The organism is Spirosoma sordidisoli (genome assembly GCF_004138325.1).
In the GTDB taxonomy this organism is placed as follows: domain Bacteria; phylum Bacteroidota; class Bacteroidia; order Cytophagales; family Spirosomataceae; genus Spirosoma; species Spirosoma sordidisoli.
Map to the genome: position 1 here is coordinate 176,542 of NZ_SBLB01000004.1, position 23,036 is coordinate 199,577.

Genomic DNA, 23,036 nt, shown 5'->3' on the forward strand with positions numbered 1-23,036 from the left:
TTACCGGCTTCCGGCGTCGTCGTTCTGTACTTTGCGGCTCTGTTTGCCACCCGAACTCATCTGCCCGAAGCGCCACTCGAACGCCAGCCGGGCCGAGCGCGACACGAAGAAGAACCGCGTATCCGACTCGAACGTGGGGGCCGACTGGCGCAGGCGCTGCGACACGCCCCGGTTGAAGGGATTGTTGACACCCAGCGTCAGACTCGCCTTTTTGTTCATCATCTCCCGTTTCAGCGCGAAGCCGTACCAGTAAAAACTCGACCCTTTCCCCTGTAAATTGACCCAGCCCGAGTTGAAATTCCCGTTGGCCTGGAAGGTGTAGTTGTGCGGCATCTTGTACGTGCTGCTGATGTTGGCGTTGCCCACCAGGCCGCTGTTGCGCTGGTTCAGCATGGGGCTGTTCAGGTCGACGTACCGAACGTCCAGACCACCGTTCAGAGTCCAGGTTTTGGTAGCCTGCCCCGACAGGTTCATGTTCATGCCGTAGGCGATGCGCCGGGCAATGTTCTGCGGTTTGCTGAGGGCAATCCCCGCTTCGTCGACCGTCCGCACGTATTCGATGGCGTTGTTGGTCATGCGCCAGTAAAAGGCCGTGTTGACCGACAGGTTCGATTTGGTGGTGACGCTATGCCCCAGTTCGACGGCGTGGTTCAGTTCGGGGTCCAGATAGGGGTTGCCCGTTTGCAGGTTGCGCGGATCGCTGGCGTTGACCCACGGGTTGAGGAACCAGAGCTGCGGCCGCTGAATCCGCTGGGTGTAGCTCGTTTTCAGGGTGTGGGTTTTTAGCCCTTTCGAGATCGTTACGCTCGGTATCAGGTTGGTATACTGGTTGGTCAGCGTGGTCTGGGTCGTCAGAAAATTACCGTCGATAAAGGTCCGTTCGAGCCGGGCGCCCAGGTTGAGGGTCCATTTCTGTTTGGTTTCGACCCGAAGCGCGGTATAGCCCGAAACGATCCGCTGGTTGTAATCGAAGTCGTTCGACTGGCTGGGGTCCGGCACCAGCGGCAGCTGCCCATCCAGCGACTCCTCGACCCGGTATTCGCTGCCGATATCGCGCCGGATCGCCTTCAGGCCCGTTTCGAGTTTGAGCTGGGTGGTGTCGCTGCCGGTGCGGATCAGGAAGGGGTAGGTATAATCGGCCTGAAACGTATACTCTTTGTTGCGGCTGTAGTTGGTGCTGTGTTGCCGGAAACTGAGCTGTTCATTCTCCCCCAGCGTATAGCGGTCGGTGTCGTAGAAATAGTTGTCCGGCATGCGGCTGTACTGGGTCAGCAGGGTAAACTCGGCGGGCGTAGCTACTCCGGCCCGTTTCTGGAAGGTCTTGGTGTAGCCCAGGTCGAACTGGCTGTTGCCGTAGGGGTTGCTGAACCGGATGTCGTTGCGGAAGTTTTGCAGGATGGCCCCCGACGGGTCGGTCAGCCGGTTGATCTGGGTGCTGTTGTTGGGATAATAGCCCCCCCAGGCGTTGGCCGAAAAGTTGATGCGGCTGGTTGAGTCCGGGTCGTAGTCGAGGCTCAGCTCGCCGTAGCCGCCGGTACCGGTATTGTCGGCGGTGCTGCGCTGGAAGAGGTAGTTCAGCGGCTGCCCGGCCAGCAGGGTCGTACGGGTGGTCTGCACCTCCCGTATGTTGCGAAACTGGTAGCCGTTGGCCGACAGCGAAAAGCCGATCTTTTTAGTTTTCAGGGCCAGCTTGGTATTCGTACTGCGGTTTAGGTTCCCCAGCGAGGCCATGATCGAGCCGTTGAACCCCTGCAGCGCCTTTTTGGTGATGATGTTGATAATACCCGCGGCCCCTTCGGCATCGTATTTAGCGCCGGGGCTGGTAATGACCTCCACCGACTTGATATTGTCGGCGGGCATCTGTTTGAGCGCGTCGGCCAGGTTGCGGGCCATCATGGCCGAGGGTTTGCCGTTGATCAACACCCTGATGTTGCTGTTGCCCCGCATCTGAATGTTACCGTCCAGATCCAGACTCAGCGACGGCACCTTGCGCAGCACATCGGCCGCCGAACCGCCTGCGTTCGAAATATCTTTTTCGGCATTATAAACCAGCCGGTCCCCTTTTTCTTCGATCAGCGCTTTCTGAGCGGCTACCGTCACCTCGCCCAGCGTACGGCTCTCCGACCGCAGCCGAAGCCCGCTCAGCCGAACCGACGGCTGGTCGGCCCGCAGCACGAGCGACTGGCTCCGGGCCTGGTACCCCACCGATGAAAGCGTAAGCGTATAGCTGCCCAGCGGCAGGTTGGGCAGCGCAAACACCCCGGCACTATCGGTCGTCACGCCCGCAATCAGGGTGGCGGCATCCCGCACAGCCACCGTCGCAAACGGCACGGGCAGAGCCGTTGTTGAGTCGATGAGCGACCCGGTTACGCTGGCGGTCGGGCTGGATTGGGCCAAAGCATTCCCAACCCATAGCGCCAGGGCGGCTACGGTACATAAACGTTTCATAAGAGGTTGGCTTAAACTGGGGTGAGACGGGGCCTATCAGGCCTGAAAGGCCTGCAGGACCTTTCAGGCTGTCATGAACCTGTGTTTATCGGTTTTTACCAAAGAGACGATAAACAACTTAGTGTTGCATCGGCGGCTGGGAACCGGCCAATTATTTTTCTTTCCGCAGGTAAATGTTGTTGCTGATCGACTCCAGCCGCACCTGCGGGCCACCGCTGAGGAGTGTACCTTCCAGCGTGTAGCCTACTAACGGATTTTTGGGGCGCTTTCCTTTGAAATCGATCGTCAGGTCAGAATACACTTCGCCCGTAATGGTTTTCATGGCTACGTTGGCCCCTTTCGAGCCCGGCCAGCTCATATCGACGAACCCACTGATCGACTTCGCCGACACGGCACTCGTAGCGCCCTTGATGTGGATATTCCCCGAAATAGTTTCGACGCGCAGGGGGGCTTTTCTGGGCAGAAAGACCGTGTAGTTGATCGTGCTGCATATCGAATGGGAGGTGCCGTCTTTGTCGGTCCGCCAGGTGGATTGGCGGTTGCCGGGGCAATCCTCGGACCGGCCCTGTTTGATCCGTTCATAGTCAAAATCGGTCGTGAGGCTGACCGCGTCCGCCGTCGATTCGGTACTGACCTCCAGCGCATCGTTGAGTTTGCCGTTGTTGATCGTAACCGCAATCCGCATCGACACCTCGGACTTATCCCAGTACTGTACGTCGATGCTGTCGCCAAACTTCAGATTAAGGTGCACGGCCTGACCGGCCGAGAGCGGCAACGTTTTGGTAATGATTTTCTGGGAGAAAACGGGTTTGGCCAGAAACAGAACCAGGAGCAGAAGCAAGTGATTTTTCATAATTGCAGGAGAAAGAGGAAAAGAGAGTGGGACAAACGCTTATTTCTGCTTGCGGATGAAGATGTCGCTGGAGATGGTTTTGAGCCGTAGCTCCACCCCGCCCCCGTTTGCAGTGCCGTTGATGACGTGGCCGCCCCCCATGCGGCTCAGGCCGTCTTTTTTGGCCATACCCAGGTCGAAGTCGGTATACATTTCGCCGTTGATGGAGTTCAGTTTGAAGCTGGCTTTGGTGCTGGCCGGCAGGGTGACGTCGATGTCTCCGCTAATGGTCGAAATGGCGGTAGGCTTGCTCTGATTCAGCGTCGAATACACCACTTTGACTTCGCCGTTGGTCGAGTTGGCCACGACGGGACCCGTCACATTGACCAGGCTGATGTTGCCGTTCAGCGTTTTGACTTCTAGGTCGCCATCCATATTCTGAATGTGTACATTGCCGTTGCTACCCCAGTTGACCTGTTCGTACAGGATAGCGGCTTTGTTAGGTACGCGGATCGTATACGCCATGTGCCGGCGCGACGCTTTCTCGACTCTGACGGTATTGCCTTCTGTCGTTACGGCCAGTCCGATGCCGGTATTGTCGACGGCCGAGTTGTACAGCGGCCGCAGCCCTTTTGCCTGCTCCGGGGGCGCTTCCATCTTACTCTGGGTCTGGATCACCAGTTCGTTGCCGTTGTAACCCTCAATTTTCAGATTGCTGGCGTCCAGCATGAGCATCACTTTCTGATCGCCATTGTTAGCCAGTTTCGTCTTGTACTCCTGCGCATACAGCACAGTCCATTGCCATAGGCATCCGATGCCTAGTAACAGCATTTTTTTCATAAGAATATGTGGTTGACTAGTTAATACAAATGATGTTCAGTGGTCCCGCCACGCCATGCCCCCCCACCGTGGTCCGTGTCCCCACGGACCACTCTCGCGACAGCAAGACCATCCGGTCAGGTGGTCCGTGGGGACACGGACCACGGTGACGCACGACGGACACGGACCACGATGATGGCGCCGATCACGATGTCGAGCGAGCAACCTGGCTCAGGGCACCGGCGCCCTCTTCGGCTTTGAGCCGGACAATGTCGAGCACCTGCTGGTTACGGGCGAGTCGCTGCATGTCGGCGGCTGCCCGTTTCTCCTTGATCGCCACCAGCGCGTCGATCAGGGTAAGCTGCACATTCGGGTCTTTCTGTATCCGCAGCGACTGAATGAGCGCTTCGCGAACGCCTTCTTCCTGCTCAAAGCGCACAAGAGCCTGGCAGGCCGCCAGCCTGACGTTGACATTCGCGTCGAAGTTGAGCGTGTTGATAAGCAACTGCGTAATCTCGCGGTCGGCCCGGTCCAGCTCGGCGCTCTGGTTGATGGCGTGAATCCGATCGCTGGCCGACGTTTGCGCCACTGCATCGAACGCCAGCGTTTTCCGGATCGACTCGCCAGCCGGATGCCCGGTCGTTGCCAGCTCGACCGACTCGGCGGCATCAGGCGACTGGCGCGAGTAGAACTGCCCGCCCGCAAACCCGATCAGCAGCAGCGCCACCCCGGCGGCCAGCCGCATACCCCAGGTAGTCAGTTGCCGAACCCGGCCCATGGCCCGTACGGGTTGCGGGACCAGTTTCTGATCCAGCCGGGTGGTGAAGTCGGGCGACAGCTGCCCGGCCCTGGCGCTGGTCACGTACTGAAACAGCGACGCATGGGGCAGCAGGTGGTCTGGTATCGATTCGGTATGCTGAAAATAGGCGCGCAGTTGATTTTCTTCATCCAGCGTGGTTTCGCCTTCATAATAACGGGCCAGCAACTGGTCAATAGTCGGCTTCATAGTCGTTCAGTTTAAGGTAACCGTCCCGCAGTCGTTGCCGGGCCCGCGAGAGCGCAACCCGGATCGCGTTGATCGACAACCCGGTTACCTGCTCAATTTCCTCGAAGGAGTACTCTTCTACATCCCGCAGATGGAGTACCAGCTTCTGCACATTGGGTAGCTGATCGATCAGCTGCCGCATCCGGTCGGCACTGTCGGCCAGCTCCAGTTGCCGATAAGGCGAGAGCTGGCTGGCGGCCACGCTGCCCAGGTCCGCCTTGTCGACGTTTTTTTGCCGGGCGTGTGACTTGAGCCGGTCCAGACACAGATTCTTCGTCATTTGTACCGCCAGGGCTTCTACGCTCTGGTACGTATTCAGCTGCTGCCGGTTCGACCACAGCCGCATCAGCACATCCTGCAACGCATCCTCGGCATCTTCGCGGTTGCGCAAAAACATCGTAGCCAGCCGGAAGAGTCGATTCTGAATGGGCAGAATCTGTTGTTTGAACGCCTGTAGATCCATGTCATGAGCAAAGACGACCGAGCCGGCAAAACATTACAGCGCCGACCACTTCTTTTTCAAGCCCGGTCAGGCAGGCCGCTTTTTCGGCCTGATCGGCGGGTAGTTCTGCAAACGGCATACGATTTGCGGGTAATCATGAGTCAGCTGCCCGGTTACTTCCACAAAACAACCAGTCAGATGGCAATCACAATAAAGTAAATCAGGAAACCCACTGTAAAACGCAAATCATGAAATCGACCCTATCTATTGCCCTATTGTGTTTAGTTATGGCCTGTTCAGGTAAAAAGTCTGGCACCGGGGAGTCTGAGCAGGCTTCGGAAAAGCCCGATTCACCGGTAATGGTCGGGAACGACGTCGACCCCAGCGGCTGCAAAGGATCGGCTGGCTATACCTGGTCGGCCGTAAAGAAAAAGTGTATCCGCTTTTTTGAAGAAGGCACCCCGTTTGAGAAATACGAATCGACGGCCCCCGAAAATCCGGTCACTACCGCCTATGTCGTTCTGTCTGACGACCATTCCAAAGCGGAAGTCTTTTTCGGCGAAACGGATAAACCCGCTGTTTTGGAAAAGAAAGAGGTAGTTGAAGGCGAAACGATGCCTATACTCTTCGAGAACGAAGACGAACAGCTCAAAATCAGGTTTTACAAGGATACGTATCAGATTCTGTTTCAGGATTCCATACGATTCACACAGGACTACTCGTTCAAAAACGGTCTGGCGGAGAAGCTGGAAAAAACAAAATAAGTACATCAATAGCGTCTATTGCCAGAAGGCCTGCAGGTGCCCGGTTTACGGGCGTCCTGCAGGCCTTCTGGCGTATCAGGGCGTACTGGTTCCCGAACCTGTCTGGCTCATAAGCATAAGCAGGCGTTGGCAGCGGGGTTGTCGGGGTACCTCCGCGACTGGCCGGAACAAATTCACGGCCCGCACACTTAGCTGATACATAACGGATTGAACAAGACTCGCCAAGGTCCGGCAAGATTGCATGGTAGTTGAACCGTATAAAGAATCCTGGGTCGGAGACTTCAGCGCCCTGAAACGGGTGCTTGAGGAAGCGCTGACAAACCTGCCCGTTTCCGTTGAACACGTCGGCAGTACGTCGGTTCCGGGGCTGGCAGCCAAACCAGTCATCGATATCGATCTGATCTTCGATCAGCCGATAGTCTTTGATGATATCAAAAGCAGGCTCGAAGCGATTGGGTACTACCATGCCGGCGATCAGGGCATTGCTGGCCGGGAGGTATTCAAGCGCGCCCACGCTGACCCTGCCCATACTGTACTCGATTCCATCCCCCACCACCTGTACGTTTGCCGGGCCGACAGTGACGAATGGCAGAAACACCGGCTGTTCAGAAATTACCTGATTGCCCACGAGAACGCCAGAGCGCATTACCAGCGGTTAAAATATGACCTTGCCCGGGCCGCCAACCAGGACCGAAAGCGCTACGCCCAGCTGAAAGAGCAGCAGGCAACGGCATTCATCAACGACATCATCGAAAAAGCCCGGCTAGACGAAACACGAACCGATTCTAATCGGCTTTCTTGATTGTTATTAGAATCGGACAACCGGAACGGCCGGGTAAATTACTGAACCAGATTACTTAATGGTCAATACTTGCGGCTGCAACTGCCTTCAGCAAATCATTATTCGTAGACGAACGCCGTCCGGTACGATACCCGTTTATAAGGTGTCGTACCGGACGGCGTTCGTTGTGGCAGGGATTACAGCAGCTTATCCGGGGTGATCGGCAGTTCGCGGATTCGTTTGCCGGTGGCGTTGAAGATGGCGTTGGCTACGGCGGCTGCTACCCCAACGATGCCCACTTCGCCGATACCTTTGATCCCCATCCGGTTGGCTTTCTGGTCGTCTTCCCGGATAAAAATAGCCTCCATCGCGCCGATGTCGAGGTTGGCCGGTACGTGGTAGTCGGCGAAGGAGCGGGTGACGAAGTTGCCCCAGCGCGGGTCCACCACCGACTCTTCCGTCAGGGCCATGCCGATGCCCCAGATGTTGCCGCCGATGATCTGCGAACGGGCCGTTTTCGGGTTCAGGATCGTACCCGCGCCGGTTACGGCCAGGAATCGGTTAACCCGAACCATGCCCGTAAACCGGTTTACGGCCACTTCTGCAAAGTTGGCGTTGAAACTATGGGCCGAGTACTCCTCCGCGCTCTCCAGCGGTTTGGCATCGATACGGGTCTGGAAGTCGGTCAGCTTTTCGGAAAGCATCAGCTGCGACGCCGTCGGACGGGCAAAAAACTGCTTGCCGGACCGAGCCAGCAACTCGTCGGTGATTTTCTGACAGGCATCGTTTACGGCGTTGGCGTAACTCGACGCCCCTACCGACCCCACAGCCCCGGCCGCCGGCGGCAGGTCCGAATCGCCGATGACGACCTTCACCTGGTTGAGCGGCAGGCCCAGGGCGTCGGCGGCTGTCTGGGCCAGAATCGTATAGGTGCCGGTTCCCAGATCGGCCGCGGCCAGCTCGACCGTGGCCATGACGTCGTTGCCGGTGCGTTTCAGCTTCACGATGGCCGAGGTGGGGCGCTGATGCGCGGGATACGTACCGCAGGATACGCCATAGCCGATCAGGTAGTTGCCCTGCTGGTTCTGGCCCGGCTCGGGCTTGCGCCTGTCCCAGCCAAAGGCTTTGGCTCCTACCTGCAGGCACTGTACCGTTGTGCGCGACGACCAGGGTTTGCCGTTAGAGGGGTCGCGTTCGGGCTCGTTTTTAAGGCGCAGCTCGATCGGATCCATCTTCAGCTTATGGGCCAGCTCGTCCATAGCCGACTCGAGCGCGAAGCTCCCCGTCGATTTGCCGGGGCCGCGCGTGTAGGTTGGCAGAATTACGTTCATCGGAACAATCCGGTACGTAATCAGCGAGTTGGGCGTGTCGTACATGATCTTCGAGCAGTCGCCACAGGGCTCGATGAACTCGTTTTTGATAGCGCCGTGCGTAGTGGTCTCGTGGGCCAGCGCCGTGAGCTTCCCGTCTTTGGTAGCCGCCAGACTCACCTTCTGATGGTTCCGCTGACGCAGCCCGACCGAGTTCACCATCTGCTGCCGCGTCAGGGCAAGCTTCACCGGCCGGTTGACCTGTCTGGCGGCTACGGCCGTCAGCACCAGGTTGGCCCACTGCCCCCCTTTCGAGCCAAATCCTCCTCCGATATAGGGCGTAACGATACGCACCTGCTCGGGTTTGATGTTCAGGGTTTTGGCCGCTGCGGTTTGCGCACCGTTTACAATCTGCGAGCTGTTATACAGCGTAACGCGATCGCCGGTCCATTCGGCAATGGTGGCGTGGGGTTCCAGCGGGTGGTGGTGCTCGATGGGGGTTTCGTAGACCTCTTCGACCTTGATTTCGGCCTCGCGCAGGGCGGCTTTGACGTCGCCCCGTTTGGCGTCGGCTTTGTCCTTATCCTTGGGCACCGACGCGTTTTTCATCAGCTTCTCGAAATCGGCTTTTGGCTCTTTCCGGTCGTAGGTGACGCTAATCAGGTGCGCAGCGTGTCGGGCCTGCTCGAACGTTTCGGCTACGACCAGCCCGATATGCTGCCCGTGAAATTCGATCTCCGGACTTTGGAGCAGCGCCCCACCCCGGATACCGCCGTCGACGTTCAGTTTCGGCGCATTCTGGTGGGTGATGATGGCCAGCACACCGGGGGCTTTTTCGGCCGCGGCCGTATCGATAGACCGGATGGTGCCGGCCGCGATGGTGCTTTTGAACAGAACGGCATACGCCAGATTCTTCACCGGATAGTCAGTCGAATAGGCCGCTTTTCCAGTCACCTTGGCAATGCCGTCGATGCGGCTGACGGGCGTGCCGGTTAGTTTGTTTTTGTCTTGCATGGCGGTTGGTGAAGGGTTCCTCAGGCTTTGCCTCCGTTCAGGGCCATCTGCAACGCCAGCACTATGCTTCGGTTGCCCAGCTCGACCTTAAACTTGTTATGTTCCAGCGGTTGGGCAGCGGCCATCTCGGCGTCGGCAGCCCGTTTGAAGTTGGCGGGGGTGGCTTCCTGACCGATCAGCATTTTTTCGGCCGTCAGCGCCCGCCACGGTTTATGTGCCACTCCGCCCATTGCGATGCGGGCCTGAACGATGCGGTTGCCCGTTTCGCTCACCTCCAGGGCGGCTGCCACCGAAAGCAGGGCAAAGGCGTAGGACGCCCGGTCGCGCACTTTGAGGTAGTACGACCTGTCGGCAAAGCGGTTCTGCGGCAGGTCGATGGCGGTAATCAGCTCCCCGTGGGCCAGGTTGGTATCCTGCTCGGGGGTATTGCCGGGGAGCCGGTGGAAATCGGCGAAGGGTATACTCCGCTCCTGCCCGCTGGCCGTTCTGACCCTGACTACTGCGTCGAGAGCCGCCAGGGCAATGGCCATATCGGAGGGGTAAACGGCCACGCATTTTTCGGACCAGCCGAAGATGGCGTGCAGCCGGTTGATGCCTTCCAGTGCGCCACAGCCACTGCCCGGTGCGCGCTTGTTGCAGGGCATCGACACCTCGTAGAAGTACGGACAGCGGGTGCGCTGCAGCAGATTACCGCCGTTGGTAGCCATGTTGCGGATCTGACCCGACGCGCCCGCCAGGATGGCCTGGCTAAGCAACGGGTAGTGCTGGCGCACCAGCGGATGGTTGGCCGCTTCGGTATTCTTGCCCAGTCCGCCAATGGACAGACCGCCTTTGCTGGCGCCCGCCGTTATGGGTTTGATCTCGGCCAGGCTGAGATTGGTTATATCGACGAGGGCCGTAGGGCGTTCGACATCCTCTTTCATCAGGTCGATGAGGTTGGTGCCGCCCGCGAGAAAGCGGGCCGTCGGGTTACCGGCCAGGGCCTGCGTGGCTGCGGCCGGGTCTTTGGCCCTTGTATAGGTGAACGGTCTCATGGAATACGGGGTATAGGGTTAGGCCGAAAACCGGAAGGTCTGTTCCACGGGCTTGCCGCTATGAACCTCCTGAATGGCAGCTACAATATTGGGGTAAGCCCCACACCGGCACAGGTTGCCCGACATGCGCTCCCGAATCTCCTCGGTCGACAGCTGAACCGGGCCTGTTTTCCGGCGCACGTTTTCCGTGACGTAGCTGGCATCGCCCCGCCGGGCTTCGTCCAGCAGCGCCACCGCCGAGCAGATCTGGCCGGGCGTACAGAACCCGCACTGAAAGCCGTCGTGTTTCAGGAACGCTTCCTGCATAGGGTGCAGCTGCGCGCCCGAATCGCCCGCGCGGGATCGACCCGTACCGGTCTGGGCCAGGCCCTCGATCGTTTTTACGGTTTTGCCCTCGCAGCTGGCCGCCAGGGTCAGGCACGACAGCACCCGCTGGCCGTTTACGAGTACCGTGCAGGCACCGCACTGACCGTGGTCGCAGCCTTTCTTGGAACCCGTCAGGTCGAGTCGTTCCCGCAGCGTATCGAGCAGCGTCATGCGCGAGTCGACGGTCAGCTTCCGGGCGGATCCGTTCACGTTCAGGGCCAGGTTGACGCCGTTTTCGATGGCAGCGGCCGACAGCTCTTCGGGCATGGCGCCACTGATCGGTTTGGTAAACAGCTGCTCGGCCACGGCCGACTGAGCGGCCAGCACCCCACCCCCGGCCAGGGTCATCAGCTTCAGGAAGTGCCGCCGGTTGACGCCCGTATCGAGGATTTCGGTCAGGTCTTCGGGCATCAGATCCTCGAAGAGTTTTTTCTCGTCGTCGGACAGGTCCAGGTTTTCGTTTTGGTCCATCGGGCAGTTTGTCAAAGCTTTGTGACTGGTTACTCAGCACAGCCTCATCGGGCATAGAATCACCCCGAAGTAACCACCCGAACGCAGCTATTGTTATGAATTACCTATCAACGGGTACATCAACTAAACCCCCACGCAGCGCTACGTTCCCGCCGGTGAGCCGGGAGAACCCAACCCGTTTTTTGCGTCCCCGTCAACGATGATGGAAAAACGCCTAGATTGACAGCCGATGAAAGAGATACAGAAAAGCTGGATAGAAAAAGGGTACCGGATGTTCGCGTATGGCGGGCCTCAGGAACTCAAGGTAGAACGGCTGGCCGCGGCTGTGGGCAAGAACAAATCGTCGTTCTATCACCACTTTGCCGATCTGGAAGTGTTCACCAGTATCCTGCTCGACTATCACATGGAGCAGGTTGGCCAGATTGCCCGGAAAGAATCGCAGTGTACGTCACTGGACGAGCTAATCGATATTATCGTTGCCCACAAACTGGACCTGCTGGTCAATCGACAGTTGCGGATTCATCGGACGAACAAGGAGTTTGAAGCGTGTTTCGTAAAAACGAACCAGCTCACGGTGCCCGCCATCATGGGTATCTGGTCCGCCATCCTGGGTCTGACCGATCAGTCGCACCTGGCCGGGCTGGTGCTTACCCTGAGCCTCGACAACTTCTACCTTCAGATAACCGACGAAACCCTGAACCACGGCTGGCTGACGCAGTATTTCAGCGACCTGCAGGGCCTGGTCCGGGCGTTCAGTACCACCGGAGCATCGCTCCCCGCCGTTCTGGACGGTAGCGTCTAAAACCGGAGGTCTGCTGTAACTACCTATGCACCTGCACACAAACCAACTCATCATGCAGGAGACAGGAACACCACAGCAGGCGACAGGATCGTCGCACCGATTTCATAAGTTCTGGATCAAAATCACGGCCCTGGTCGTTGGCGCGTTCGGCCCCGTTTTCTCGTTGGGAACCATGGTCGCTACGGCCGAGCCCGCCCGGCTGACGCTGGATCTGTTAAGCTGGCCCATCGATGGCGCCACGACCTATGCCTCGCCCGACACGCGGTTTCTGTCGGCGCTGACGGGCGGGTTTCTCATCGGGTGGGGCGTCATGGTCTGGGCGCTGTCGGTCTGGGTGTATGACAAAGCACCGGAAGCCGTTCGCCGAACCGTTGTCGTGGGCATTCTGGCCTGGTTCGTCTGCGACAGCACCGGTTCCGTTCTGTCGGGCAACCCGTCGAATGTGGTATTCAATATAATCGTGCTGCTGATCGCGATAGGCCCGCTATGGCGCCCGGCCAGCCACTGACCGGCCAGGTAACCATCCATCTGTCCCCACCGGCGGGGTTATCCCGTTATTCAGCCACAGAACACATACCCGGCGGCCCGTTCAGCCAGCGGTGAATACATTTGGGCCCGACCAATACCGGATAAACTACTGACCAGCAGGGCCGAACATCTTCTTCCGGGCCTGCTGGCCGGTTCCCATTCACCGCCCATGAAAGCTGCCATACACACCCACTACGGACCACCCGAGGTCGTTCAGATCAGGGAGGTCGACAAACCCACGCCCGGCCCCCGCGACCTTCTGATTCGGGTCTATGCGTCGACCGTGAACCGCACCGACTGCGGATTTCGGAGCGCCGAGTACGTAATTTCCCGGTTGTTCAGCGGGCTGCTGCGCCCCAAACAGCAAACGCTCGGCTGCGAGTTTGCCGGTCAGGTCGAAGCCGTTGGCACCGACGTGACGCTCTTTCGCCCCGGCGACCGAGTATTTGGGTTTAACGACAGCCAGTTTGGTGGCCATGCCGAGTACATGACCCTACCCGAAGACGCGGCCGTAACGACCATCCCCGCCGGACTCGCCTATGATGAAGCCGCGCCCATTGCCGAAGGCGCTCATTACGCGCTCTGCAACATCCGGGCGTCCGGAATAACGCGCGGTCAGAAAGCCCTGGTCTACGGAGCCACGGGCGCCATTGGATCGGCCGCGGTGCAACTGCTCAGGCAGGCCGGGGTGGTCGTTACGGCGGTGTGCGCCAGCCCGCACGTAGGTCTCGTCCGATCGCTGGGGGCCGACCGGGTTATCGACTACACCCGCGAGGATTTCACCAAAACCGGTGAGGTATTTCAGGTGGTGTTCGATGCCGTTGGCAAAAGCTCTTTCGGGCAGTGCAAACCCATCCTCAGCGAGACGGGCAACTACATATCTACCGAACTCGGCAAAAACGGGGAGAACGTTTTTCGGGCCCTCCTGGCCCCGCTGCAGCGCGGCAAAAAGGTGCTGTTCCCGCTCCCGACAACTACCCGAGACGACATCGTTTTTCTGAGAGACCTGGTCAGCCAGGGAGCGTTCAGGCCCGTTATCGACCGGCGGTATCCGCTGTCGCAGATCGTCGACGCTTATCGGTACGTAGAAACCGGGCAGAAAATAGGGAACGTAGTCATCACCCTGGCCTGAGCCCGGCTCGGTCGCTATACCGTTTGCAGGTAGATGGCTTCCAGCTCCCGGGCCCGGAAAATGTCGTGCGCGGCCATCAGAATCGCAGCCCCATCGGTACTGAGCCTGTGCAGGATGTACGAACAACGAAGAGGCTAACGATTGGCTTCATGACGGCCTGGTTCGTAGCGGACGGTGGGGGTATGAATTATGGATTCGGAGCTGGGGTCAGCTCGTTGAGCCGAACCTGTATCTGTTTGATGCTGGTCAGGGTGGCGCGCTGCAGATCGCGCATCTGTTCGGCCGGCAGATCGGCCAGGGTAGCGTCGGCATGCTGGTGGCTATGGTGTCCGTGTTCATGCGTATGGGTATGAGGCATACCGGGTACTTCGACCAGATTGGCCTCCCAGTCTTCAAAGGCTTTTTTCAGGCTATCGAGCGAAACCACCACTGCGGCTGGCTTTTTCTGGGCCGTATATACCGCCTTCAGCGAATCGATCTGATCGATTTTCGGCTCCAGCACGGCCTGAATATCGGTAGCCTGCCGGTGGTACGTTGCTGCTTCTTCCAGCAGTGGATCTTGCTGACCAGACGATGAACAGGCGGATAAAGCACCCATCAGGCAAAGCGTGTAAACAAGTCGATTCGGTTGCATAGGCTGGTTGTTTAGCCAGCAAAATAAAAAATTTGCAACTATGTTGCAAAAACAAATCAGCCAATAAGCGGCCTGGGCTGAGTTGAGCAACCTTATGCGCAGCGGCCGGTCAGACGTAGGCTCCCGCCAGTCGGGTCTGTCGACGAATGTCTTCATCGATCAGCTGCCGGTTCAGCCACGCGCCCGTTTTGGCTCCGCTGGCCACCGCGATAGCCACCTGCCGAAACAGGGTGGTTGCATCACCAGCCGCATAGACACCGGGAACGTTCGTCTCGCCGGCCTCTGTAGTTTTTATCAGGCCGTGCTCGGTCAGGGTACAGCCCAGCTGACTGGCCAGATCAGTATGCTGGCGGAAGGGTACCCGCGCAAAAACAGCCGCCGGATGGGCCCGTGTCCCATCAGCGAACAGCACAGCGGTTAGCCGGCCTTCTTCGTGCTCGAGAGCCGCAATTGGGGTGTCGACAATCGGAATCTGCAGTTGAGCCAGGGTCTGCCGCTGATCGGGGGTCAGGGTGGCCGGTCCGTTGGTGAACAGGGTGAGCTGGCGGCTCCACTGCTGAATCAGGCTGGCCATATCGTACCCAACATCGCCATTGGCCAGGATACCCAGCGGCTGCCCGTGTACTTCATACCCGTGGCAGTAAGGACAATGCAGCACCGACCGGCCCCAGCATTCGGCAAAGCCCGGCAGCTCGGGCATGATATCGAACAGCCCCGTTGCCAGCAGCAGCGCACGACCCGAAAACTGTAAATCGCCCCCATCGGCCGACGTTGTTGTAACGCTGAATCCGTGCTCAGTGCGGGCGGCCCGGGTAGCAGTGCCCGACCAGAACTGCACGCCCGGGTACTGGCTGATCTGCTCGCGGGCTGCGGTCACTAACTCCGCCGGGGTTGCTCCGTCGCGGGTCAGAAAACCGTGCGAGTGGGGCGTTTGCCGGTTGCAGGGCTGCCCCGCGTCGATGACCAGCACCCGACGTACCGCCCGGCCGAGTACCAGCGCGGCACTAAGCCCGGCACTGCTGCCCCCTACTATAATTACATCGTAATGCTCGCGGATGGTCATGTTGTATGTTGGTTGGTGTCAATGGCCGCTCAATGAACGTGATGCGTACGGCAGTAATGGATATTGGCCAGGTGCGTCACAACCAGGCCCAGGGAGGCCGCGTAGGCCAGGTATTCGAATCCTTCGTTCAGCTCCTCGAACACCAGCCCGGTAGCGAACAGCCCCAGAAACCCCCAGAGGGCAAACCGGATCGAGCGGGAGGTATGCCGGGTAGCTGACCAGACCGCCCCCATATTGACGATGATGAACAGATAATCCAGACTCAGGAAGCCGGCCCGAAGCGAATCATGCGTGAGCCAGGTAGAGGTCATCAGCAATACCGGGGTGAGAATACAGTGGATAAGGCAGAGTAGCGAACCGGTGATACCGATGTAGTCGGCCCGGCGACGGAGTACGTGTGTAGCCATACCAGATGGGTTGATCGATAGGCAAAGGTAAAGAACAGGATTCATTTTTGCAACATTGTTGCAAAAATGAATCCTGTAGACTCTGATGGGGTTGCAAATAGCCTCACCGTTTGTCACATACCGGTTGGCTTCCTGTAGCATACGCTGCTATTTTGTATAGCCCCCCTCTAATTGCGGGCACCCTTCCCGATGAAAAAAATACTGGTGTCGTTCGCCCATGCGCTGCAAAACATCCGCACTCGTTTTTTTCATACGGTGCTGTCCATTCTGGGGATCGTGATCGGGGTAGCGGCTTTGGTTGCTATTCTGTCGCTGATTGACGGTATGGAGCAGTACGCGCGCGAGCAGATCACCAGGACCACCTCGCTGAAAGCCGTACTGGTACAGTCGAATCCCTATAAAGTAGTCAACGAGGTACAGGTTCGGAAAAGCGAATACGACTACCTCGACGCCAAAAGATGGGGGGCTATGCGGTCATCGCTGAGCAAACCCGCCGGGACCTACCTCTACTGGCAGCAGAACAGCGAGATCAGCGTGGTGTCCGATACGGGCAAAATCGGTACGATTGTTACGGGGACCAGCCTGCCCCTCCACCCCAATCTGACGCTGGTTCACGGCCGGGTCTTCACCGAACCGGAGCTGCAGAGGGCGCGTGGGGTGGCGGTTGTCAACCAAATTCTGGCCCGTCAGCTGGTCGGCAAACAACCTGAAAAATCAGCCCTCGGTCGACAGCTACGCTACGGCGGAACAACGCTGACCGTGATCGGTATTCTGGCCGACAAGGATGCCAAAGCCGGCCAGCTGCTGATGCCGATAACGCTGCTCCCCGACAGTGCGTTGCGGGCATCTCCGCCCATGGGTGTCATCGAAGCCAATACCGTAGAAGATGTACCAGCGCTGAAAACCGACGTAGACACCTGGCTGAAAGCCAACATGAAGGGTCAGCCGGATGATTTCGTACTTATCACCAACGAGCAGCGCGTCAGCCAGGCGACCCAGGGCTTTTTACTGTTCCGGCTGATCATGGGCCTGATTGTAGGCATCTCGGTGCTGGTCGGCGGCATCGGTGTAATGAACGTACTGTTAATTTCGGTCACGGAACGAACCGTAGAAATTGGCGTTCGGAAAGCGCTTGGCGCTAAAAGGCGGGATATCATGTGGCAGTTTCTGTCGGAATCGATCACGATCTCGACCTTTGGCAGCCTGTTGGGGCTGGGTCTGGGTCTGTTGAGCACACTGGCGTTTATCCCCATCGTGAAAGCGCTGACCGACGTATCGTTTCAGGTGGCCTACACCTGGAACACCTTTATCCTGATCATGGTCATCGCCATGCTGATCGGCGTCATCTTCGGCACCTACCCCGCCCTGCGAGCCGCCCGGCTCGACCCCGTCGAAGCCATCCGTCGCGAGTAGAGACGCGACCCCTCGCGTCTCTGTGCGTCTCCTCGCGTCTCTGTGCGTCTCCTCGCGTCTCTGTGCGTCTCTGTGCGTCTCTATACATCTCTATACATCTCTGTACGTCTCTGTACATCTCCCTCGCGTCTCTGTGCGTCTCTGTGCGTCTCCTGTACGTCAGCAATTACCTTATCCCTTAGGTCTAACACGCGTCAGCAATTCAGGCGTCTCCTATTCCTGCTTCAATCAGTCTGGTTAGGTTGCTTGCCAGCGTATAGGCGGTAATTGATAAAAGAAGAAAAAAGAGTTGCTGACGCGCAGATGATTGCTGACGCAGGGGAGACGCGATGGGTCGCGTCTCTACGAGGAACACACCCGGGGGTACTGTTATTGTTTACTCAGGTTTATTCACGGCGATTACAGACCTGAAAGCGGCTTACATAGTAACTCTGTCTGCCTCTGCTTTGGGGCTGCCCATCGCTGAGGGACAACATTTCCTTCGGCTATCCGCACAGCCGGTTATCTTCTTTTTATGGCATCTCCCCCCTACCGAACGATAACTCTGGCTCTTTCTTGAACGCGCCATACTTCCTGTTGATGAATTGTTGAACAAAAAAAATAACTTTATAATTAAGTATTTTTAGCTATTATACTTAGTTATAAATACTCTCACATCCTTCTTATGTTCGAAGGCCGGGTAAGGGTAAGTACCTGATGAGACCAACAAACAGTAGTTAGCTATGGTAGCTCTTGGGCCGCTTTCCAAGGTCCGGGCGCACACCTGCCCGGTGCTATCACAAGTTCGTATAGGTTTACCCCAGAGGACTGAATGGCTATGACTCACCGGGTTTCCGTAAACCGTCTGACTGACTAGTATGCTATGAAATCGACTACCCCATCGGCTCCAGCTTTGATCCAGAACGTACTGACGGCAGCGCAAAACGGCGTTATGGTCTATCTGCCCGAACGTGACAGCACGGGCGCACTCGTCGATTTTCGGCTGGTGATGCTTAACAGCATGGCCGAACGGGAGATGACCCGTCCGGCTCACGAGTTGATAGGACAGCGGTTTACCCAGCTGTATCCGCACCTGAAAGAGACATCCCTACTGGAACAGTATCGGCAGGTGATGGAAACCGGCGAGGCCGCTCACGTTGAGTTTCAGTGTACCCGACCCGGCCAACCCCAACCCGCCTGGTTCGCTATATCGGTCATGCGCCTAGAGGGTAATCTGGTAGTCTCCTTTCAGGATGTTACGCAGGCCAAAGCCGATACGAAAGCCGCCCAGCAAGCCTACTGGCTCGGGAAGGCCTTCGAGGCATCGATCCACGGCGTTGCGGTGTACAAGGCTGTTCGCAATGAGCGAGGGGTGATCGATGATTTTCAGCTCGTGATGATCAACGAAGCGGGCCTGCGTATGAGTGGCCACACCCATGAGCAGGTGATCGGAAAGAGTGTATGGCAAATTTACCCGGCTACCAAAATCAATGGCCTTTTCGATCGGAAAGTGCAGGTATGCGAAACGGGGCAGCCTTATTCCGGAGAACACTATTATCCTGAATACAATATCTGGATTGAACTATCCATCGTACCGGTTGAGCGTGGTGTTATGCTGACTTACGTCGATATAACAGCCCGCAAAACAACGGAACTGGCAACGCTTAAGCAGACTCAGCTGTTTGAGACTATTCTGGAGAGCGTTACGGTGGGTATCGCCGTACTAAGCCCGGTTTACAATCAGGCAGAGGGCCAAAATCGCGCTACCAACTTTCGGGTAGTGCGTATGAACAACGGTCTTCGGCGGATGCTGAACCTGTCGGCGTCGGATTCGTATGGACATTACCTGACAACTGTTTTCCAGGCAGCGGGCAGATCAGAGCTACTCAGTTCCTGTATAACCGCGTTTGAGCAGGGCCAACAACAGGAATACGATTTACCCTATATGACAGACGGCTCAACGCGCTGGTACCGGGTGTCAATCGTTTGCCAGGACAGCCAGCTCATTCTGACACTGACCGATGTGTCGGCCACCAAAGAAGCGCAGCAGGTACATAGCACCCAGGCCCAGCTCCTTCAGAAAATCAGCGACAACACCCCGGCGGGTCTGGTACTTTGGGAGGCCGTACGAGACGATACGCCCCAGCGTAATGTGGTCGATTTCCGCTATCGGATGACAAACCTCATGAACGCGCTGGTGACGGGCTATGCCGACAGTGAGCTGGCCGGCAACCATCTGCTGGAAATTTTTCCGCGCTTCAGAGGGACCGAACTGGAGTACTGCCTGCGCGAAGTGATTGAAACAGGCCGTACCCAGCGCATGATTTTCACCTACTACAACGAGCGACCCGGTGCCTGGTTCGATGCCCAGTTTGTGCGGCATGGCGACGGCGTCCTGATGACCTTTATGGATGTTTCCGAAGGGTACAAGGCCCAGCTGATCCAGAAGGCACAATACGACCTTTTCCAGACGGTTATCAACCGGCAACCGGCAGGCATAGTGCTGTATGGCGTAGTGCGGGAGCCGACTCAGGAGGGGCAGCCGGGGCCTATCGTTGATTTTGTGTTCGAACTGGCCAATAAAGCAGAGCTTGAACTGGTAGGCAGATCGGCTAATGAATTGATCGGGAAGCGGCTGAGAACCTTGTTTCCCAGCCACGACGGTCAGCAGTTATTCGAGAAGATGGTTTCCGTAGCCGAAACGGGGCAGGGGCAGGAATGGCTGCTCCCCTATTTCAGCGACGGTATTCAGGGCTGGTTCCAGGCCTCCCTGGTTCCCCACGGCGAGCAGATTCTGTTTACGTTTCTCGACGTCACCGAACTAAAGCGGCAACAGCAGGCGCTGGAAGTAGCCAATATGGAACTGAGCCACAGCAACGATAATCTGCAGCAGTTTGCGTATATCGCCAGCCACGATTTACAGGAACCCCTGCGTAAAATTCAGGCGTTCGGCGACATTATTGCCACTCGCAATGCCCATGTGCTGGATGATAGCACCAAAGATATGCTGACCCGCATGCAGGACTCGGCCACCCGGATGTCATGGCTGATAAAAGACCTGCTCGAGTACTCCCGGATTACCACGCACCGCAGGCCCTTTTCGCCCGTTCATCTGTCCGATCTGCTGAATGAGGTACTCGGTGATTTGTTTGTAGTCGTACATGAATCGAAGGCCCGGGTTACCTGGGACCCGCTACCGATGATCGTTGGTGATAAAAATCAATTGTACCAACTCTTCCAGAACTTACTGTCGAACGCGATAAAATTCCGGCCTGAAGGCGTTTCGCCCCAGGTCCACCTGACCGCCCGTACGGTGAGTATCCGGGAAATGCCCCCGGCACTGATCGAAAAATCACTGGCTATCCTGACTATGGATGATGGGTCTGATTTGCAGTTTCACGAAATCAGCGTGGCTGACAACGGAATCGGTTTTGAGGAGCACTATCTCGACCGCATTTTTCAGGTGTTCCAGCGGCTACACGGCAGAGGCAAATACCCGGGGACGGGCATAGGACTGGCCATTTGCCGGAAGGTGATCGAAACCCACCGGGGCCTTCTGACGGCTACGAGTCAACCCGGTAAAGGCTCAACGTTCCGGGTCTACCTGCCGGTTGGCGAACCCATCAGCAAAGACAAACTTCACCTGGCGTAAACAAACCCATTCCCGAACACCCTACTTACCCCGATAAACCCGGCCTACATGACCTCCTCTCCGACTTTCTCCGATCCTAACCTGCTCGACTGGCTTGAACAGCAAACCCCCGACCAACTGGACAATGCCCCCTTTGGTGTGGTTCGCATGACCCGCGAAGGTGTGGTGGTGGCCTACTGCAAATCCGAATCGCACATTACCGGTATTGACCCCGCCTATGCAGTAGGTAAATACTACTTTACTCAGATTGCCCCCTGCGCCAATAACATGATGGTGGCCGCCAAATACGCGCAACCGGTTCTGGATGAAGAATTAGACTATATCCTGACCTACGTGTGTGAACCCGTCAAAGTCACATTGCGACTGCTCAAGTCGCCCCAGAGTCAGTACCAGTATTTCCTGGTGAATCGCAAGTTTGTGGACTAATGACGAATCCAGCGCAACAGGCCCAGCAACACCTGCAGCGGCTACTCCCATTGTTTCACCATTCGCCCCTGGCAATGGCTGAAATCAACGCGCAGGGAGTTATCAGTCAGCTCAATCCGAGAGCGGTTCAACTGATGATGCCCCTGGCTGCGCACCTTGGTTTACCCGGTCATAATCTGCTCGATGTCCTGACCGGTTACCTGCCATCCGTTGGTCAGGCAGTTGCCGATTTTGGTGCAGACTCGGGCCTGATTATCGACCACGAGCCGTATACCATCCGGTTTGCTGTTTCGCAGTCCTGGTTTGATCGGCACTTCTGTCTCACCATCGAGAAACTATCGCCCGACACCCTGCTGGTTTTCTTTGACGATGTAACCGATTTTTTAATCAAAGCAGACGCCATGCGCCACGGGTTATGATCTGGACTACCGACAACGTTCAGCGAATCATTCTCGACGTAGCGGGCCGAATTCTGAAGATCCCTCACGCTGGTCTTCCCACACAGGTTCGGGCCGATCTCGACCTTTCGCTCGATCTGGGGCTGGACTCCCTCAGACGGATGGAGCTGGCCGCTTACCTGAACGAGCTTTTCGGCCTTTTACAAACGTCAGCCACCAACTACCTGCTGGCCGGAACCACGCTCGAACACTGGACAAACTGCATTTTGCGGGCGCGGTCTGACGATGACCGGTTTCTAACCTTTCGCACATCGGGTACGGGTGGGGCTACCAAATCCATTACCCACTCGATGGCGTCGCTCGTGTCTGAGGCTCAGTTTCTGGCTCAGCTGCTTGCTCCGCCAGGTCAGATCATCAGTTCGGTGCCAGCCAACCACATCTACGGATTCCTGTACACGGTTCTGCTCCCATCGCTCTGGAAACGGCCAATGCGGTTGTTGACCGACGTGTCAATGGCCGATATTGAGGCTGACTCGCTGCTTGTTGGCACCCCGTTTACCTGGCAATTCATAGACCAGTCATTTTTGGGAGCCGCTAAACTCCCGTGCCGGGGTGTTTCATCGACCGCGCCTATGCCGCCGGGCCTGTTTACCAGGCTTATGGAGGCAGGGGTGTCATTGACCGAAGTGTATGGCTCGTCGGATACGGGTGGTTTAGGATTCCGTCATGCGCCCGACGCGCCTTTTGTTCTCTTTCCGTACGTAGTTCTTTCCCGTTCAGAACCGCTGACGGTTACCCGCACCGATACCAGCGAAACCTTTGTTATTCCCGACCGGCTCGAACAACTGTCTTCTCGTGAGATCAGGCTGTTGGGCCGCCTGGACGACGCCGTACAGATAGCGGGCGTGAATGTTTACCCAACTCATATTCGGCAGATTATCGAACAATGTCCATTGGTAGCTGAGTGTGATGTATATGCCAAAGCGGTAGCGGGTGATACGCAGCTCTATGCAGCCGTTCACTTACGTGCCCTCAGTGACAGCAGCCGGGAGGCTTGCCTGCGCTGGATCCGCCAGCACCTTAGCGCCCCCGAACTACCAAACCACCTGTACCTGTACTAAGCGAAACAGGAATAGCCGGCGAGGGCGACAGACCAGCGATTACCGGCTTCTCCGAATACCCCGGCAAACCCATCCAAAAGATCAACACCTTACTATTACGCGCCAAATCGGCACCAACTCCGTTGCTTCATGGTCGTTATGACAATTCGCCCACC

General features: G+C 57.3%; 21 protein-coding genes. 10 read left to right on the forward strand and 11 right to left on the reverse strand.

The window, feature by feature from the left end; all coding sequences use genetic code 11:
- From EQG79_RS15645 to EQG79_RS15665, 5 genes are all read right to left on the reverse strand, one after another.
- Positions 1 to 2,448: a TonB-dependent receptor domain-containing protein gene (locus EQG79_RS15645; RefSeq protein WP_129602456.1), complete on the reverse strand. Its 2,448-nt coding sequence runs from the start codon at positions 2,446 to 2,448 to the stop codon at positions 1 to 3.
- A gap of 151 nt (positions 2,449 to 2,599) precedes the next feature.
- Complete coding sequence (locus tag EQG79_RS15650) at positions 2,600 to 3,301, reverse strand: DUF4097 family beta strand repeat-containing protein (RefSeq protein WP_129602458.1); 702 nt, start codon at positions 3,299 to 3,301, stop codon at positions 2,600 to 2,602.
- Between the two features lie 39 nt (positions 3,302 to 3,340).
- Positions 3,341 to 4,120 (reverse strand): DUF4097 family beta strand repeat-containing protein, encoded by a 780-nt coding sequence (locus EQG79_RS15655; RefSeq protein WP_129602460.1) that lies wholly within the window; start codon positions 4,118 to 4,120, stop codon positions 3,341 to 3,343.
- Between the two features lie 184 nt (positions 4,121 to 4,304).
- The gene (locus EQG79_RS15660) at positions 4,305 to 5,105 is read right to left on the reverse strand and encodes a HEAT repeat domain-containing protein (protein WP_077923186.1); all 801 of its coding nucleotides are present in this window, start codon (positions 5,103 to 5,105) and stop codon (positions 4,305 to 4,307) included.
- Positions 5,089 to 5,607 (reverse strand): RNA polymerase sigma factor, encoded by a 519-nt coding sequence (locus tag EQG79_RS15665; protein ID WP_129602462.1) that lies wholly within the window; start codon positions 5,605 to 5,607, stop codon positions 5,089 to 5,091. The genes EQG79_RS15660 and EQG79_RS15665 overlap by 17 nt, the downstream gene beginning before the upstream one ends.
- A gap of 227 nt (positions 5,608 to 5,834) precedes the next feature.
- Between EQG79_RS15665 and EQG79_RS15670 the strand changes: the two genes are divergently transcribed.
- The gene (locus tag EQG79_RS15670; protein ID WP_129602464.1) at positions 5,835 to 6,350 is read left to right on the forward strand and encodes a hypothetical protein; all 516 of its coding nucleotides are present in this window, start codon (positions 5,835 to 5,837) and stop codon (positions 6,348 to 6,350) included.
- A 241-nt stretch (positions 6,351 to 6,591) separates the two neighbouring features.
- Positions 6,592 to 7,152, forward strand: a complete 561-nt coding sequence (locus EQG79_RS15675; RefSeq protein WP_129602466.1) for a GrpB family protein — start codon at positions 6,592 to 6,594, stop codon at positions 7,150 to 7,152.
- Between the two features lie 176 nt (positions 7,153 to 7,328).
- On the opposite strand, the gene EQG79_RS15680 is transcribed toward EQG79_RS15675, so the two are convergent.
- Genes EQG79_RS15680 through EQG79_RS15690 form a run of 3 tightly spaced genes read right to left on the reverse strand, consistent with a single transcriptional unit; the run spans position 7,329 to position 11,326 of the window.
- On the reverse strand, positions 7,329 to 9,455 hold the full coding sequence (locus tag EQG79_RS15680; protein WP_129602468.1) for a xanthine dehydrogenase family protein molybdopterin-binding subunit: 2,127 nt from the start codon (positions 9,453 to 9,455) through the stop codon (positions 7,329 to 7,331).
- Between the two features lie 20 nt (positions 9,456 to 9,475).
- On the reverse strand, positions 9,476 to 10,489 hold the full coding sequence (locus EQG79_RS15685) for an FAD binding domain-containing protein (RefSeq protein WP_077923192.1): 1,014 nt from the start codon (positions 10,487 to 10,489) through the stop codon (positions 9,476 to 9,478).
- An 18-nt stretch (positions 10,490 to 10,507) separates the two neighbouring features.
- The gene (locus EQG79_RS15690; RefSeq protein WP_129602470.1) at positions 10,508 to 11,326 is read right to left on the reverse strand and encodes a 2Fe-2S iron-sulfur cluster-binding protein; all 819 of its coding nucleotides are present in this window, start codon (positions 11,324 to 11,326) and stop codon (positions 10,508 to 10,510) included.
- A gap of 229 nt (positions 11,327 to 11,555) precedes the next feature.
- Here EQG79_RS15690 and EQG79_RS15695 point away from each other — a divergent pair, with 229 nt between their 5' ends.
- The 3 genes from EQG79_RS15695 (at position 11,556) to EQG79_RS15705 (ending at position 13,788) form a co-directional block, all read left to right on the forward strand.
- Complete coding sequence (locus EQG79_RS15695) at positions 11,556 to 12,128, forward strand: TetR/AcrR family transcriptional regulator (protein ID WP_129602472.1); 573 nt, start codon at positions 11,556 to 11,558, stop codon at positions 12,126 to 12,128.
- Positions 12,129 to 12,153: 25 nt separating this feature from the next.
- Positions 12,154 to 12,636: a hypothetical protein gene (locus EQG79_RS15700; protein ID WP_240699368.1), complete on the forward strand. Its 483-nt coding sequence runs from the start codon at positions 12,154 to 12,156 to the stop codon at positions 12,634 to 12,636.
- Between the two features lie 189 nt (positions 12,637 to 12,825).
- Positions 12,826 to 13,788 carry an NAD(P)-dependent alcohol dehydrogenase gene (locus EQG79_RS15705; RefSeq protein WP_129602474.1) on the forward strand — a complete coding sequence of 321 codons (963 nt, stop codon included), beginning with the start codon at positions 12,826 to 12,828 and terminating at the stop codon, positions 13,786 to 13,788.
- A gap of 187 nt (positions 13,789 to 13,975) precedes the next feature.
- Here the strand turns inward: EQG79_RS15705 and EQG79_RS15710 are convergent, their stop codons facing one another.
- The 3 genes from EQG79_RS15710 to EQG79_RS15720 all read right to left on the reverse strand — a co-directional run bounded on the left by EQG79_RS15710 (position 13,976) and on the right by EQG79_RS15720 (position 15,892).
- Complete coding sequence (locus EQG79_RS15710) at positions 13,976 to 14,422, reverse strand: hypothetical protein (protein WP_236648872.1); 447 nt, start codon at positions 14,420 to 14,422, stop codon at positions 13,976 to 13,978.
- Between the two features lie 109 nt (positions 14,423 to 14,531).
- Positions 14,532 to 15,485: an NAD(P)/FAD-dependent oxidoreductase gene (locus EQG79_RS15715; protein WP_129602476.1), complete on the reverse strand. Its 954-nt coding sequence runs from the start codon at positions 15,483 to 15,485 to the stop codon at positions 14,532 to 14,534.
- Between the two features lie 29 nt (positions 15,486 to 15,514).
- Positions 15,515 to 15,892, reverse strand: coding sequence for a MerC domain-containing protein (locus tag EQG79_RS15720; RefSeq protein WP_129602478.1), 378 nt, complete (start codon positions 15,890 to 15,892; stop codon positions 15,515 to 15,517).
- A 189-nt stretch (positions 15,893 to 16,081) separates the two neighbouring features.
- Between EQG79_RS15720 and EQG79_RS15725 the strand changes: the two genes are divergently transcribed.
- The 5 genes from EQG79_RS15725 (at position 16,082) to EQG79_RS15745 (ending at position 22,881) form a co-directional block, all read left to right on the forward strand.
- Positions 16,082 to 17,305 (forward strand): ABC transporter permease, encoded by a 1,224-nt coding sequence (locus tag EQG79_RS15725; protein ID WP_129602480.1) that lies wholly within the window; start codon positions 16,082 to 16,084, stop codon positions 17,303 to 17,305.
- 862 nt (positions 17,306 to 18,167) lie between these two features.
- On the forward strand, positions 18,168 to 20,936 hold the full coding sequence (locus tag EQG79_RS15730) for a PAS domain-containing protein (protein WP_129602482.1): 2,769 nt from the start codon (positions 18,168 to 18,170) through the stop codon (positions 20,934 to 20,936).
- Between the two features lie 48 nt (positions 20,937 to 20,984).
- Complete coding sequence (locus EQG79_RS15735; RefSeq protein WP_077923200.1) at positions 20,985 to 21,362, forward strand: photoactive yellow protein; 378 nt, start codon at positions 20,985 to 20,987, stop codon at positions 21,360 to 21,362.
- The gene (locus tag EQG79_RS15740; RefSeq protein WP_129602484.1) at positions 21,362 to 21,781 is read left to right on the forward strand and encodes a hypothetical protein; all 420 of its coding nucleotides are present in this window, start codon (positions 21,362 to 21,364) and stop codon (positions 21,779 to 21,781) included. Before EQG79_RS15735 ends, EQG79_RS15740 begins: the two co-directional genes overlap by 1 nt.
- Complete coding sequence (locus EQG79_RS15745; protein ID WP_129602485.1) at positions 21,778 to 22,881, forward strand: phosphopantetheine-binding protein; 1,104 nt, start codon at positions 21,778 to 21,780, stop codon at positions 22,879 to 22,881. The genes EQG79_RS15740 and EQG79_RS15745 overlap by 4 nt, the downstream gene beginning before the upstream one ends.
- Positions 22,882 to 23,036 lie beyond the last annotated feature (155 nt).

Bases quoted from the DNA above. Each gene is read 5' to 3' on its own strand.
- EQG79_RS15645 (WP_129602456.1), bottom strand. From the start codon at position 2,448: ATGAAACGTTTATGTACCGTAGCCGCCCTGGCGCTATGGGTTGGGAAT.
- EQG79_RS15650 (WP_129602458.1), bottom strand. From the start codon at position 3,301: ATGAAAAATCACTTGCTTCTGCTCCTGGTTCTGTTTCTGGCCAAACCC.
- EQG79_RS15655 (WP_129602460.1), bottom strand. From the start codon at position 4,120: ATGAAAAAAATGCTGTTACTAGGCATCGGATGCCTATGGCAATGGACT.
- EQG79_RS15660 (WP_077923186.1), bottom strand. From the start codon at position 5,105: ATGAAGCCGACTATTGACCAGTTGCTGGCCCGTTATTATGAAGGCGAA.
- EQG79_RS15665 (WP_129602462.1), bottom strand. From the start codon at position 5,607: ATGGATCTACAGGCGTTCAAACAACAGATTCTGCCCATTCAGAATCGA.
- EQG79_RS15670 (WP_129602464.1), top strand. From the start codon at position 5,835: ATGAAATCGACCCTATCTATTGCCCTATTGTGTTTAGTTATGGCCTGT.
- EQG79_RS15675 (WP_129602466.1), top strand. From the start codon at position 6,592: ATGGTAGTTGAACCGTATAAAGAATCCTGGGTCGGAGACTTCAGCGCC.
- EQG79_RS15680 (WP_129602468.1), bottom strand. From the start codon at position 9,455: ATGCAAGACAAAAACAAACTAACCGGCACGCCCGTCAGCCGCATCGAC.
- EQG79_RS15685 (WP_077923192.1), bottom strand. From the start codon at position 10,489: ATGAGACCGTTCACCTATACAAGGGCCAAAGACCCGGCCGCAGCCACG.
- EQG79_RS15690 (WP_129602470.1), bottom strand. From the start codon at position 11,326: ATGGACCAAAACGAAAACCTGGACCTGTCCGACGACGAGAAAAAACTC.
- EQG79_RS15695 (WP_129602472.1), top strand. From the start codon at position 11,556: ATGAAAGAGATACAGAAAAGCTGGATAGAAAAAGGGTACCGGATGTTC.
- EQG79_RS15700 (WP_240699368.1), top strand. From the start codon at position 12,154: ATGCACCTGCACACAAACCAACTCATCATGCAGGAGACAGGAACACCA.
- EQG79_RS15705 (WP_129602474.1), top strand. From the start codon at position 12,826: ATGAAAGCTGCCATACACACCCACTACGGACCACCCGAGGTCGTTCAG.
- EQG79_RS15710 (WP_236648872.1), bottom strand. From the start codon at position 14,422: ATGCAACCGAATCGACTTGTTTACACGCTTTGCCTGATGGGTGCTTTA.
- EQG79_RS15715 (WP_129602476.1), bottom strand. From the start codon at position 15,485: ATGACCATCCGCGAGCATTACGATGTAATTATAGTAGGGGGCAGCAGT.
- EQG79_RS15720 (WP_129602478.1), bottom strand. From the start codon at position 15,892: ATGGCTACACACGTACTCCGTCGCCGGGCCGACTACATCGGTATCACC.
- EQG79_RS15725 (WP_129602480.1), top strand. From the start codon at position 16,082: ATGAAAAAAATACTGGTGTCGTTCGCCCATGCGCTGCAAAACATCCGC.
- EQG79_RS15730 (WP_129602482.1), top strand. From the start codon at position 18,168: ATGAAATCGACTACCCCATCGGCTCCAGCTTTGATCCAGAACGTACTG.
- EQG79_RS15735 (WP_077923200.1), top strand. From the start codon at position 20,985: ATGACCTCCTCTCCGACTTTCTCCGATCCTAACCTGCTCGACTGGCTT.
- EQG79_RS15740 (WP_129602484.1), top strand. From the start codon at position 21,362: ATGACGAATCCAGCGCAACAGGCCCAGCAACACCTGCAGCGGCTACTC.
- EQG79_RS15745 (WP_129602485.1), top strand. From the start codon at position 21,778: ATGATCTGGACTACCGACAACGTTCAGCGAATCATTCTCGACGTAGCG.